The sequence below is a fragment of the Membranihabitans marinus genome (assembly GCF_019802045.1).
In the GTDB taxonomy this organism is placed as follows: domain Bacteria; phylum Bacteroidota; class Bacteroidia; order Chitinophagales; family Saprospiraceae; genus Membranihabitans; species Membranihabitans marinus_A.
Genome location: NZ_JAHVHU010000012.1, coordinates 46,322 through 60,053, shown reverse-complemented (window position 1 = coordinate 60,053; position 13,732 = coordinate 46,322). Strand labels below are relative to the sequence as shown.

9 protein-coding genes are annotated in these 13,732 nt (G+C 46.5%); 2 read left to right on the top strand and 7 right to left on the bottom strand.

What is annotated here, in order from left to right; genetic code table 11:
- Positions 1-29: 29 nt before the first annotated feature.
- Positions 30-2,900, top strand: coding sequence for a PVC-type heme-binding CxxCH protein (locus KUV50_RS13390; RefSeq protein ID WP_222580678.1), 2,871 nt, complete (start codon positions 30-32; stop codon positions 2,898-2,900).
- A 137-nt stretch (positions 2,901-3,037) separates the two neighbouring features.
- Here the strand turns inward: KUV50_RS13390 and KUV50_RS13385 are convergent, their stop codons facing one another.
- Together KUV50_RS13385 and KUV50_RS13380 are read right to left on the bottom strand one after the other, a co-directional pair.
- Positions 3,038-4,801, bottom strand: coding sequence for a sulfatase (locus KUV50_RS13385; protein ID WP_222580677.1), 1,764 nt, complete (start codon positions 4,799-4,801; stop codon positions 3,038-3,040).
- A 145-nt stretch (positions 4,802-4,946) separates the two neighbouring features.
- Positions 4,947-5,684, bottom strand: coding sequence for a sulfatase-like hydrolase/transferase (locus tag KUV50_RS13380; protein WP_222580676.1), 738 nt, complete (start codon positions 5,682-5,684; stop codon positions 4,947-4,949).
- A gap of 397 nt (positions 5,685-6,081) precedes the next feature.
- Between KUV50_RS13380 and KUV50_RS13375 the strand changes: the two genes are divergently transcribed.
- A complete protein-coding gene (locus tag KUV50_RS13375; protein ID WP_222580675.1) occupies positions 6,082-6,621 on the top strand; it encodes a hypothetical protein in 540 nt (179 codons plus the stop codon).
- A gap of 116 nt (positions 6,622-6,737) precedes the next feature.
- Here the strand turns inward: KUV50_RS13375 and KUV50_RS13370 are convergent, their stop codons facing one another.
- The 5 genes from KUV50_RS13370 to KUV50_RS13350 form a co-directional block, all read right to left on the bottom strand.
- The gene (locus KUV50_RS13370; protein ID WP_222580674.1) at positions 6,738-7,397 is read right to left on the bottom strand and encodes a class I SAM-dependent methyltransferase; all 660 of its coding nucleotides are present in this window, start codon (positions 7,395-7,397) and stop codon (positions 6,738-6,740) included.
- Between the two features lie 67 nt (positions 7,398-7,464).
- On the bottom strand, positions 7,465-9,486 hold the full coding sequence (locus KUV50_RS13365; protein WP_222580673.1) for an alginate lyase family protein: 2,022 nt from the start codon (positions 9,484-9,486) through the stop codon (positions 7,465-7,467).
- Between the two features lie 60 nt (positions 9,487-9,546).
- A complete protein-coding gene (locus tag KUV50_RS13360; protein WP_222580672.1) occupies positions 9,547-10,617 on the bottom strand; it encodes a PmoA family protein in 1,071 nt (356 codons plus the stop codon).
- A gap of 259 nt (positions 10,618-10,876) precedes the next feature.
- The gene (locus tag KUV50_RS13355; RefSeq protein WP_222580671.1) at positions 10,877-12,253 is read right to left on the bottom strand and encodes a Gfo/Idh/MocA family protein; all 1,377 of its coding nucleotides are present in this window, start codon (positions 12,251-12,253) and stop codon (positions 10,877-10,879) included.
- 75 nt (positions 12,254-12,328) lie between these two features.
- A complete protein-coding gene (locus KUV50_RS13350; protein WP_222580670.1) occupies positions 12,329-13,690 on the bottom strand; it encodes a sulfatase-like hydrolase/transferase in 1,362 nt (453 codons plus the stop codon).
- Positions 13,691-13,732: the final 42 nt, after the last annotated feature.

Here is a 13,732-nt window from a genome sequence, read left to right as displayed (position 1 = left end):
CAGCCTTTTAACACATCATTAATCTTTCCATGCAAAAGCTAATACCTCTATTATTTGTATTTCTCAGTTTGTGCTGTTTTCAATGTACTACAGAATCAAAAGTAGAATCCACGCCGGAAATAGATCGTGAATACCATCTGATGGCTTATATGACCGGCTACATCGGCAAAGGCGGTGAGATCGACGGCATACGCAATCCGGTACTCCGGGCCCTAAAAGGGGAACACATCCGCATCACCATGATCAATGGTGAAACCATGTCCCACGATGTGACCATGGAAAAAGCCGGGGTCCAAAGCGCTGCTATCCTCGATGAAGGCGACTCGGTCAGCATCCAATTCGAAGCTACAGAAGATGACATGTATTACTGCAGTATTCCGGGCCATCGACCAACTATGGAAGGACAGATGAAAATTATAGATCCTATGTTGTCCGCCGGTGAAGTGGCCGGGGTGATACCCGTAGCAGAGGGCAACGATCTGAATTTTGATTTTGAATACAACACACTGGAAGACTGGACCGCTACCGGAACAGCCTTTAAGGATCAGCCTTCATCGGATCGGGCTACCGACATTTATGACGAAAAAACCATGAGAGATCTGAACGTCAGTGGTCAGTATTTTGTCACCAGCGGAGGCACGATGAACTATGCGGACACCGGAACCCTAACCTCCCGGTCGTTTGAAATCACAGCACCATTTGCTGCTTTTCGGGTAGCCGGCGGTGCATTGAAAGAAACCCGGGTGGAATTGGTAGACGCAGACTCGGACGAAGTGTTTTTTGAGATCACGGGCAACAACAGTGCGCGGTTCCGTCCCGTAGTGGTTGATTTGAGCGATCGAACCGGACAACATATGTTCATCCGGTTAATTGATCGGGAAGACGGTAAAACAAAGATTTCGTACGTACGGGAAAACAAGTGGTCCCACATCAATTTTGATGATTTTCGATTCCATCAGACCCGTCCGTTTTACATTGATGAACTGCATCCTGAAGATATTGTCATCCTCCCGTCCAGAGATGTGGTAGCACACGCCGGATTATCTGCTGAGGAAGCCATTGAGGCGATGGAAATGCTGGATGGATTTTCGATCCAACTGGCCGCATCAGAGCCCGACGTCGTACGTCCCATCGCTTTTACGATGGACTACCGCGGAAGGTTGTGGGTGGTTGAAGCCCACACCTACCCCCAAAGAGCTCCGGAAGGACAAGGAAGAGACCGGATTTTAATTTTCGAAGATACCAATGGAGATGGAACCCTGGACAAACGAAGCATTTTCTATGAAGGACTGAACCTGGTCAGCGGAATCGAGGTAGGACATGGGGGTGTCTGGATTGGTGCAGCCCCTGAACTTCTGTTTATTCCCATTGATGAGAGCGGATCCCTCCCGGCCGGAGAACCCGAAGTTCTACTGGACGGCTGGGGCTATCAGGACACGCACGAGACTTTGAACAGCTTCATCTGGGGCCCGGATGGCTGGCTGTATGGGAACCATGGGGTGTTTACCCATTCCAAGGTCGGAAAACCAGGAACGCCAGATGCCGATCGTGTTCCACTCAACGCCGGATTGTGGCGCTATCATCCGACACGGCACGAGTTTGAAGTATTCGCCTGGGGAACAAGCAATCCGTGGGGGGTGGACTTCAATGAGTATGGTCATGCTTTTATGACGGTGTGTGTGATTCCGCATCTGTTTCATGCCATTCAGGGCGCCCGATACCACCGTCAGGCTGGAAAACACTTCAATCCGTACACCTATGACGATATCAAAACCATCGCAGATCATGTGCACTGGGTCGGTAACAATGGTCCCCATGCGGGGAACTTCCGGTCTGCATCCGCTGGGGGCGGTCACGCCCATTCCGGAGCGACCTTTCTGCAGGGAGCTGACCACTGGCCAGAAGAATTGCGCAACAACCTGGTGATGAATAACATTCACGGGTACCGAACCAATGCGGATGTCCTGAACAGGGACGGATCGGGTTATACGGCCACGCATGGCAAAGATTTTATCATCACCAATGACGCCTGGTCTCAATGGCTGGACTACCGGTTTGCACCCGGTGGGTCCATGTACGCAATTGACTGGTATGACAAAAACCAGTGCCACAGCCCCAACCCCGATGTCCACGATAAAACCCTCGGCCGGATTTTCAAAATCAGCCACGAAGAGGACCAATTTGTGACCATTGATTTGTCGGAGAAGACAGATGCCGAACTGGTGGAGTACCAGCTGGAATCGAACGAATGGTATGTCCGTCAATCCCGGCTCCTTCTTCAGGATCGGGGAGGCAGTCCGGAGGTATACGCGGCTTTGAAAAGTATTCTCAATGACAATCCGGACATTACCCGCAAGCTAAGAGCACTGTGGACGCTACATGTTACCGGTGGACTGTCTGATGAGGATCTGGTGGCCTTATTGGACCATGAGAGTGAATACCTGCGAAGCTGGGCGATCCAGCTGATGATGGAGGACAAATCACTTCCAGACGGCGCTCTGGACAAAATCACTGAAATGGCCAGTGCAGACAACAGCGCTCTGGTCCGACTGTATGTCAATTCTGCTGCCCAACGCATGGCTCCGGAAGACCGGTGGGACATCGTCGCCGGGTTGTGCAGTCACTATGCCGATGTCAACGATCACAACTTACCATTGATGAACTGGTACGCATTTGAACCGTTGATTGATCTGGATGTAGAGCGGGCGATGCAAATGGCGATGGAGGCAGAACAGCCATTGATCTTACAATACACGATCCGCAAGACAGGGACGATGGATGATCCGGTAGCCAAAAAAGTGCTCCAGGAAACCAAGGAAAAACTGGAAGATAAGTTCACAGCAGAAAAAAACCATGAAATCAGGGAAGAGTTGGAGTTGTTGTTGAGCGATGCGGGGTGACCTAGTCGATGGTCGTTGGGACGCTTCGCTTTGGTTATTGGAATTTCAAAAATGGAGGTGGTTAAACTAGTGATATATCGTCAATAGAAAAGATAAGGTGGTAGTCGATATTGTGATTGATGTCCAGCCAGGGCCTGCTATTGAAAGGAATGTATGTTGGAATACCTGCTCAAGCGGTGCAAATCATCCCAAATGCGAACCTTCCAATAGTATGTGGTTCCGCTTTCCAAAGCATCGCCTTCGTAAATTATGCCGCTATGTTCGGTCGATGTGACTTCACCGCTATTCCAAAGCTCTCCAATGTTCAGCTTTAGATTTTGCTCACTGTCAGATACGAGAATCTGGTATGATTTCTGTGTTCCGGCACCTTTAGGGACCACCCATGAAAAAAAGCGCTCCAATTTCTTAGTGCCTGGTAAAAAACCAAGGTCCACTTTTAGACCTGAAGGGTGACCGACATAAGGATCTTTGTATTCTGAATCTTTTTGATTCATCCAGTTTCGAAATTCCTGCAACCGAATAAATTGCCCCGGTGCGGATGCCAGATTATTGGTTTCGCCCGGATCTTCCGTGGTATTGTACAGTTCTTCGATGGATTTGTCGTTGATGTATCGCATATACTTCCAATGTTCCGTTCGTAGTCCCTCACTTGGAGGAATGTGTTCGAAGTCCCACAAATGCTCGATCAAAGCGGTGTCCCGCTCCATATCATAGGCATCCGCAGTCAGAAACGGAACCAGGCTTTTTCCCTGCCATTCCTTCGGCATAGGAGCACCAGCGAAATCCAGAATCGTCGAAGGGACATCGATATTCATAGCCATCTGGTCAATATCCCGGTGGCGGGGATTGCGAGGATCATAAATGATCAGGGGCACTCGGACAGAGTTATCGTACATCAGCCATTTCCCCGCCAATTGACGCTCTCCCTGAAAATACCCATTGTCCCCCATCACAATGATGACCGTATTTTGATCCTGGCCGGTTTCTTTTAACTTTTCTCTTATAGAGGATATTTCCCGGTCAACCCCTGCGATCATTCGATAGTATCCTTTCACACTGTGCTGGTATTTGTCCGGGGTGTCATATCGCCAGTACCACCGGGTTCTGTTAAATCCTTCCCGGACTGCTTTGGGCAAACGGTCGAAATAAGTGTCTCCCCTCAATTCAGGATCAGGGATTGTCACATCAGCAAGCAGGTGATCGGATTCTTTTTGCCAAAAATACTGTTTGGGCGCCCCATCGTGGGCATGCGGTGCTGAAAAGCTCAGACTTAGACAAAAGGGTTTGTCTTTTGGCGCCTGATCTATAAAATCCAATGCCTTTTGGCCGGTATAACGGGTCAGATGGACGGTGTCTCCATCCAATGTTTTGTAATAGTAGCCGCGGTAGTCTTTGTATCGCCCATTGCGATCGTACGATTCGACTTCATCGAATAACTCTTCCATCCCGTCATAAAGCACCCCAAATTTACCGTAGAACCCCGTATAGTATCCAGCTTTATTCAGTTCGCGCGGATAAGAGGATTGCATAAACTCTTCCCGGATTCCGCTGGTCTGAAAATCGTACCGATGGGTCCGCTCATACACCCCTGTAAGAATAGTTGCCCTGCTGGCGGCACAAATAGGCGTAGTCACCATCGCATTTTTAAAATAAAGCCCATGGGTTGCCAGATCATCCATTGTCGGCGTATGGACCAGGTCGTTTCCGGCGTAACCCAGCGCACTCCAACGCTGGTCATCGGTCAGTATAAAAATGATGTTGGGCTGATCGGCAACATTGGCTTCCTGAGCATTCCCCTTAAAACAAACTCCTTGAAAAAGCAAAAGGACAATACTGAGCTTAAGACTGGTTTTGCAGAGCAATATCTGACGCAATCGAAGACTAAAGATTTGACGGACCATGGATGAGTAAATTCTTCTGTTGAGTTTGGGTTGTTCAGAATGTGGGCTATTATTCCTATAGTGATGTCCTGAAGGGTACCTTTTCATTAAGCAAATATTTCATTTCAACCCAAAATACAGAAAAATGGGAACTTTACAGCTCCTATTACACAACAAGTAACTCATTTGGATATTTGCGATCTTCATAGTTCCTGATCCAATGCACCCAGCCTGGTATTTCGGCACCTTCCAACTCCTCCAACTGATTCACTGCCAGTGCGGCGGTTAAGCCATCCGGATACCCCTCGTCATTCACTTGTCCGGCCTCATAAGGTTTCACTTCTTTATTCAGGCTTTGACGATTTTCTCCGCTGGCGTAACCGAAAAAAGCATTCCACCCCGTGCCCCACTTTCCGACGTCAAATAGAAATTTATCCCAGCTGTGGGGCATTTCCATCACAGAAGAAACTGAATCAGTATAGCCATACACCATTCCATCGGCCGAATGACTGATCTTACCTATCCCCACGGTTTGATATCCATTTCGGCGAAACGCTTCGACGAAAGATTCAGGTTGATCTTCTTCTTGTTGCCGGGCAGTGGTTTTTTCAAAAACATTATTCCTCAATTCCGCACTATGCTGTGGATAATGCCCGGTCAGCATGGCATACCGCGAGGGACCACAAGTCGGTACGGTTACATAATGATGTTGAAATAGGCGTCCCTGGTCTGCCAACCGATCCATGTTTGGAGTGATCATATAGTCTGCCCCATATGCACCCAATTCAGGACGCAAATCGTCCACAGCAATAAAGAGGATATTGGGCCTCATCGGAACTGCAGTTCTTTTGTTCGTACAACCAACCACCAAAAGTATTCCCAGTACTATAATTGCTTTACTCACAGCTTCGAATATAGTCAAATTACAGCATATGTTTATGAATCAGCCACGGCACAAAACGGAATCCCCAACAGACATTCCCCATACACGCTATTTTGCCGGTTTTTTAGTTCTATCTTACACCAACATCAAATCATTATCTCTAATTTTAACATTTTTACGACATTATTCTAACAACAATTGAGTATATTATGCCCCTTAGGTTGACGTGCTAGTGCACCGAATCAAAAGTAAAAGATACTATTGAAGAGATTATTTTTTGACATTGAAGAAACCAAACCGCGAATAGCCATAGCTAAATAAGGATTTGGATGATGAAGATAGGGTAAAAAAGAAGCCATCAATAGTGTTTGGTATTTATGATTTGGTACACTGGAATGAAACAGGATAAAAAAGAAGAATGTCGACACTACTCAAAATCACAAAAAAATACCTTCCGGCGGTCGTTTTAGCGATAGGATGCTCCACCTTTGCCTACCTAATCACCATGACACAGCCCTGGTTTTCAGTGTTTCACCCTTTTGATCTTTCCAGCAAACCCGCCCCGGAACGCAATCAACAAATTTTTTCATCCAAGGACGGTGAAGAGCTTCGCCTCAGTTACAATGTAACTACAAACATAAATCAATCGTTTTCCTATTGCATTAATGAAACAAAAGAGACCGTAGAAATCAAAAAAGTCACCGAGGATCAGCAAGTCAATTTTTGCGTAGCACATTCGACCTCGAAGGCTCCGAAATGTGTTTCTGTCAAAAAATTCACAACATGCCTCAATCCGATGGCTGTCATGTTTGAAAAACCTCAGTATCGACCGATACTCCGCAATTCGCCCACCCTGCCCATCAAAGGTAAACCGATAATAGTACATCCCAACGCGCTAAAGCATAGGCTTTACCCCCCGGTTGATCTGATGAAGGAACAGCTGAATAAATCTGGTTAACCCGTTAATTCGTCACGGCATGCATTAATGCACCTTGAATAAGTGACCATCGATTGTTTCATCCCAAAAATTGAGGGATTTTAAATTACCTCCACATCATTCGTATGTTCGCAAAGTCAGAATAGGTCAACGACTTCTTCCTGTGCACCATATTTCTTATTTTTTACAAAGCGACCGAAAACAAAATTCTGGATCGCTCCGGACGGAGTGGTGTGATCGATGTATTCACAACTTTCAGCTTCAAACCATGGGGCAAAAGTTTCCTGTAAGGAAGAAGCAGCGTATTGTTGAATGGGAAGGCCACTGCATTTTTCAGGTCCGTTCATCGAAAAAGTGCCGACAATAAGAGCTCCATGCGGCGATAAATACTCACGAACCGATCTTATGTATTGTCGAACATCGTCGGGGTCGGTCAAAAAATGAAAAGTCGCCCGATCGTGCCATAGATCATACTTTTCCCTGGGAGTAAAATCAGTAACATCAGATACGATCCAATTTACCTTAGCTGCTTTATGACCAAGCCGCTCTTTCGCTTTTTCAATGGCAGCTGCAGAGATATCGACGACAGTAATATCTTTATACCCTTTGTCCAGCAAGTGATCGACCAAATAGCTATCTCCTCCTCCGATGTCTACGATTTTAGCGTTCCCTGGGATTTCGGCTTTTTCAATCCATGAGAGCGAGGTATGAGGAATGGGTTGGTACCAGCTCTTAGTGCTGGTATCTGTTGTTTCGTATAAATTCTCCCAATGTTTTTTTCGATTCTGATGATCCATAAGCCAATAGAATGATGTATTAACATTTGACGTATAAACAAACAAAATGTTTAACAGACCATTGGAACTATTCACGGAACGATGTCAAAAGAGTCACCTCCCGGACATCCTGACCTGGTTCAGCTATTCTCACAGTGATTTCATCCTGATCATATGAAATGATCTCAGCTTTCATTCCTGCTACTGGTTTTTCAGACGGATAAAGCACCCAGACAAATGTGCTGGTTTCCTCGATCCGGGTGGAATAAATGGTCGTGGGATTGGGTTCATACTTATTGTATTCCTCGCTATACCAGCCTTGGATTTCAGGCTCTTCCTGCCCTTTCACCATTTGGACATCCCATGGTTCACCACCCAATGGAATGATCTGCAAATTACCGTGGTCATTTTGCGTCCTTACACGCTGTCGCTCGATTTTTACTTTATTATCGGGGTGCCAATGCCATAATGCATCGATCCTACGCGGACGATCCGTTGTGATCTTATCCACGACGATCCAAAACTCGCCCCGCTGATAATAAACCAACCGGGTATGATCCGCTTCTCCATTTACATCGATGAAATCGTCGAAGGACGACCAGGCATAATCATACTCTTCTGCAATTGCCCATTGGTCATCAGGTAGGGGCTCCTCTGCCAGTTTCTGACCTGGAGATTGCCCTTTTCCATCGATTAATATCACGTTATGCCCCTGACTCCCCTTCGCATACCCACGAAACTTATCAGCCACCGCTCCGGTATAAGCAAACCGACCCGCATCCACGAGCAAATCTCTTCCATATGCAGAAACGGAAAGATGCAATTTATCATTGTGCTGATGTGCACTCCCCCAGGGGCCTACATCGAAAAATGACCAATGTGCATCGGGATTAAAGCCGCTCCGGGAAATCAACTGACCTGCCCAGGGAAAAAAGTACGACGGTTCCTTGACCGGTTTAACACCTTTTTCACCATTTGTAACTATATAGGACCATTCGGGTTGATTGAACTTTGCAGCGGCATTGAGAATCAGCGTCGAATCAAAGGTTCGGTCACCGTCATTGTTCATAACCCCATACCCATCCGGTCGCACAGTTTTTGCTGTATAGCCATACATCTGCCTAATAGTTTCATGGAAAAAATCAGGCAAAGGATAATCTGCCCGATTGCAAATGCGCTCAAACAATTCAAAGTTTCGTGCAGCGACCGTATGGTAGTGCGAAGACATCTCTTTTTGAGTACCATCCGGGTAAACTTGATCAATCATGCTCTGCGTCATGGTTTTTGCTGCATAATCCAGCCATTCCCCGGATTTTTTATACTCAGGAAACTCCGCAGCTACCGTAGCCAATGCGGATATTTCCATCGTCAACCAATTGTTTTCATTGTGAAAATTTCGGCTATAATGGGCATGATCAGGCAGGCTGCTTAAGATTAACAGCTTCGTCGCAGAGGATAAATAGGGACTTTTTTGAAGGCCATAAAACACGCTAGGCCATACCTTGGCACGAGCTGCTACTTCCAAACCACGCCACACTGATGTGGAGCTTTTAACTGCCGGATATGGCATGCTGGCGATAATAAAATCTCGTAAGAATAGGTCTATATACTCGGCATACTTCGGATTTCCGGTATCAAAATAGGCATTAAAAACAGTGCGAAGCTGAAAATGCCGATTAGATAACCAGGCCCACTCCCGATCATTGTTGGGTCCCTTGTAATGCCAATCCCGGTGCCCATCTTCCGTCCAGGGAAGTTCTCCCCGAACATTCTGTATTACAAAAACATTTTTCAGTATCGTGTCAGCCAGGGTTATCGTTTCTTCGGTTTTTTCGGGCAATGTTCTACGCAAATGAGCACCAGACGGACTGCTTTCATAATAATCCAAAAGGGCTTTGCATGCTTTCACAAGATCACCGGATTGGTAGTTCATCTTAACTTGCGTCAATTCGCGGTGTTCCAAATCAAAGGCTTCGAGCATCTCATGCATCTTACCGGGGTAGGCAGCACAGACCTCTTCTACAGTAGTGATTTTGCGCCAACCCTGGGCATGCACAGGTAAAAATGTAATGCAAACCAGCACGAGACAAAACCATTCTCTTCCATTCATACTTTGAGGAAATTTATATACTTTAGGTGATCGATGCTTTTAAAACCTTCCACAACTACATCATTGCCGTTTACCAAAATCATCGGCAAATCCGTTGATTTGCTCAGCAGTGAGATGAAAACCCGAACTGATCACCACACGATATCGAAAGGTCACCGATTCATGGGCCGGAATGGAGAAATCAACCGTGGTATCACCTTTCGTAAAGTCTTTGGCGCCCAATGGGTTAGCTGAAAACAATCCATACCCCCGGGCATGCCACCAGGTCGGATAACTTGGATTATCCGGATGATCACATATAACGAGTGAAATATCCTCTCCATCGATGTTCCCATACAAATCCATCCAGCGAGCCCGTGTTCCCCAGACCCCAAGACCAGTTCCTCCTTCACTGCTGAGGTAATCACCTGATATCGACGTATTGTCCATTTCTTTTACTTTTTCTGGTTCTCCAGATGCACTGTAAAGCGTCACCTCACCCTGTGCCGGCAATTCCAATTCACGGGCAACTCGGATTCCAAACATACCTTCTTTGGTATCCGGCAAAGAAACAGCTTTATTGCCAGCAGTCAATGTCGTGATCCGGTCAATGATCCGAACTGAATCTTCAGCGATAAAGTGGTATTCAGTGTGTTCCTTCAAGAGTTCCTGTCCCGTGCTGTCTTCCCAACTCTCGGAAGTAACCAGGATCCCCGCTCCGGCCCCGTCCGACATTTCATCCACCTTCAGATGCTTTATGATGCCACCGTTTGGATTTGTTGTCCCCAAACCATGGGATCCATTGCCCCAAAAGTCATTGCCATCGACATCTCCATAGGTTAGCCACATTCCAATCTGATGGGGATGATCAGCTCGTTCCCCCGTTTTGGGATGAATGGGAAAACCGCGGGTTATCTCTGTTCCATTCGAGGTAACGATCGGATATAATATGGGCTTGGTTACATTCTTGGGCCAGCGATAAGTCGTAAATCGTTGCCCATCAATCAGCACATCAATACTATTATCGGATTTGTTTTCTTGGAAAGTCACTTCTTCACGGGGTTCCTCTTCCACATTTGAATCGGAACCCATGTTGCACGAGACCATCAAAATACAAGCCATGCAGGCTAAGCTAATTGTAAAATACTTCATTTTTATTTGTTTGATGTAGATTGGTTAAGTCGTTGAGCAGTTGATTGGTTCTTCCCACCCAGTGCTAACCCACTGCCAAGAGAACAAAATTTTGGGCACTCTCAAGGTCGTCTGCAGAACTCGCAGGACCTGTCAACTTTTAGCGTGATCAACGCTGAAGGCACCACATTTCCACTGTAGTAAAACTGCGATAATCATTGAGATCTACGAATAATTTAGTGTTTCTATATATAGTTGTTCATACACGAATAGAACATTGTTATACATTTTGTGGCACGACATAAGGAGGTCGGTAGGCTCGGGTCAACATCGCATTGGCCTCTGCGTCATTCATAAACAACTCCCGATCCATATCACCACCCATAAACTTCAGCTTGCGATCCAGACGGTAGGAGATGTTGGCTATTAATGGAAGCGTCGTCGAGTAAAATCCTTCCCGAATATCACAATGCAAATCATGATGATTGCCGGAGTGAATAGCGTTGATGAAATTCGCAAAATGCTCTGTCCCCTTGGGTCCGGTTAGCGAAATATCAGCATTACTCACCCCCCCTTTTTTAGACTGAGCAAAAGGCTCTTTTTCTCTTTCTCGAAACGCTCTCCAGGTACCGCCGTCTATCTCCAAATACCCCTCTGTCCCATAAAATATATTTCCGATCCGAGTATCCAGACTGGACTCCGCATTGGAATACCGGCCTCTCGTCTCGAACTCAAGCATGGTACCATCTTTATATCTAAATATAGAACTTTGGGTGTTCGGAGTCTCTTGTGCACATTCTTTCGGATCAATACCAAAAACAGCACCACTGGAATAGACAGACACCGGATGCTCATTTTTATTCAGACCCCACCGAGCAACATCAAACTGGTGCGGACCCTGATTTCCTGTATCTCCGTTGCCCGTATCCCAAAACCAGTGCCAATTGTAGTGCCCTCGTTTTTCGTTGTATTGCCGCCAGGTAGCCGGACCGAGCCATTCATCATAATGGAGACTGGCTGGTGGAGCACTGTCTTTTGCTATTCCAAAGGAATCACGCGGCTTAATACATAACCCCCGAGCCATGTAAACATCTCCGATCCCCCCATCGTGGAGAAACTTAATGGCTTCCATAACGTTGGCAATCGATCGGTTTTGAAATCCAACCTGCATAATCCTGTCGTATTTACGTGCCGCTTCGATCATTTTTCGACCTTCCCATACATTGTGCATGGCGGGCTTCTCCACATACACATGCTTCCCGGCCTGAGCCGCCCATATAGCCCCCAATGCATGCCAGTGATTGGGCGTAGCAAAAGACACTGCGTGAATGTCCGGATCATCAAATACCCTGCGCTGATCCCAAACTGTGGCCGGTTTCGCACCGCCCTTATCTGTAACCATTTTGGCGCGGGGTTCAAAAAACTGCTCATCCACATCACAGAGGGTGGTTAACCGAATGTTGTGGCTATCTTTTAAGTCAGCCCACGCATTGATGTGGGACTTTCCGCGACCACGTATGCCTACCACGGCCACATTGATGCGATCGTTGGCCCCCATGATAGATCCATATGATTTAGCAGGAAACCCCATGCCGCCCATAGCCAATCCGGCGGTACCAAGCATTCCTTTTTTGATAAAATCTCTTCTTTTTTCCATCTTATTTAATTTTGTTTTTCATTGAGGGCGTAAAAGATAGTATTTTTTTTGTAAAGTTTACGTACACAATAGAATCTATTCATCGTCGATTCTGAACTTTTCCATCAACTTATCCAGTTCTTTTACTTTTTCAGGATTCACATCGTACACATTTGTGGTTTCTCTAAAATCAGTGGATAAATTATAAAGTTCCCGGCGTTGATCTTTCCGGTCTTCGATCAGTTTCCAATCTCCGTCACGCACCGCAAAAGCATTCCGGGTTTTCCAGTAAAATGGGTGTGCGATATAATCAGGATCCTGATTCCTTATTAGTGCCCAGATATCCGCTCCATCCAATCGCAGGTATTCGGCATCAAAAGAAGCTTTGGCCTGATGAAGCAACGTAGGCAGCCAATCCGCAATATGAATGGGTTCTTGTACGACTCCGGAACTTACCACTCCCGGCCAATTCACGAAGGCCGGCACGCGGATCCCGCCTTCATATAGATCTACTTTCCACCCACGCAATGGAAAGTTATTTCCCAATACATTGTGTGGTTTGTCCGAATACGCTCCTCTATATTCCGTCGTACTGTGCCAGCTTTTTTGACCGCCGTTGTCACTAATAAACACAACCATGGTGTTTTCTCGTTGACCCGTTTCTTCCAGGGCGTTGATGATTTGTCCGATACCGTCATCCATGTGACTCACACTGGCGGCATACCATTTTCGGGACGGAGAAATCGTATAGTCGTTGTAGATTGAGGTCCACTTTTCCGGCTCAGATAGCGGATAATGCGGAACACTGTAGGCCACGTACAAAAAGAACGGTTTATCACGCTGCTTCTGAATCACGCGGACCGCTTCGTCTGTGATCAGGTCCGTAGCATGCCCTTCTTCGTCCAGGTATTCATCATTCCGGTGCCAGGATCGCCTGTCCGTCAATTTGGTTTCCGTCTTGTATTCATGCGTATACGGATCAATCTGGCCATCAAAAAAGCCATATGAAGAATCAAAACCGTACTTTAAGGGGGTATATGGTGGCGAACCCATATGCCACTTTCCGGCAATAGCTGTATAATACCCCTGTTCCTGCAGAAGTGAAGCCAATGTCGGATCGCCCAGATCAATGACTTCTCCATAAGCGGGTCCGAGCACACCATACCGACTCGGGTACTTTCCAGTCATTAGGCTAACCCGGGTAGGAGTACAAGTGGGCATGACGTAATGCTGCTCTAATTTGATTCCATTTTCGGCCAGTTGATCGATGTGGGGGGTGTGTATCAAAGAGCCGTGATAACCCACATCATTCCAACCCAGGTCATCAGGCAGAATGATAATGATGTTCGGTTTTGGATTGTCTTCCACACGGCTTTCCCACTGAGCATATGATGTACAGGTCAGCAAAATTAAAATGGAGATCAACAGAACCTTTGATGGAGTAAGAGATTCATTCATTTTGATTGTTTTATTTGTAAGCTTTAATGCATGAATAAGTGC

What these genes read in the sequence shown, in the direction of transcription:
- KUV50_RS13350 (WP_222580670.1), bottom strand. Translation starts at nt 13,690, where the DNA reads ATGAATGAATCTCTTACTCCATCAAAGGTTCTGTTGATCTCCATTTTA.
- KUV50_RS13360 (WP_222580672.1), bottom strand. Translation starts at nt 10,617, where the DNA reads ATGAAGTATTTTACAATTAGCTTAGCCTGCATGGCTTGTATTTTGATG.
- KUV50_RS13365 (WP_222580673.1), bottom strand. Translation starts at nt 9,486, where the DNA reads ATGAATGGAAGAGAATGGTTTTGTCTCGTGCTGGTTTGCATTACATTT.
- KUV50_RS13370 (WP_222580674.1), bottom strand. Translation starts at nt 7,397, where the DNA reads ATGGATCATCAGAATCGAAAAAAACATTGGGAGAATTTATACGAAACA.
- KUV50_RS13385 (WP_222580677.1), bottom strand. Translation starts at nt 4,801, where the DNA reads ATGGTCCGTCAAATCTTTAGTCTTCGATTGCGTCAGATATTGCTCTGC.
- KUV50_RS13375 (WP_222580675.1), top strand. Translation starts at nt 6,082, where the DNA reads ATGTCGACACTACTCAAAATCACAAAAAAATACCTTCCGGCGGTCGTT.
- KUV50_RS13355 (WP_222580671.1), bottom strand. Translation starts at nt 12,253, where the DNA reads ATGGAAAAAAGAAGAGATTTTATCAAAAAAGGAATGCTTGGTACCGCC.
- KUV50_RS13390 (WP_222580678.1), top strand. Translation starts at nt 30, where the DNA reads ATGCAAAAGCTAATACCTCTATTATTTGTATTTCTCAGTTTGTGCTGT.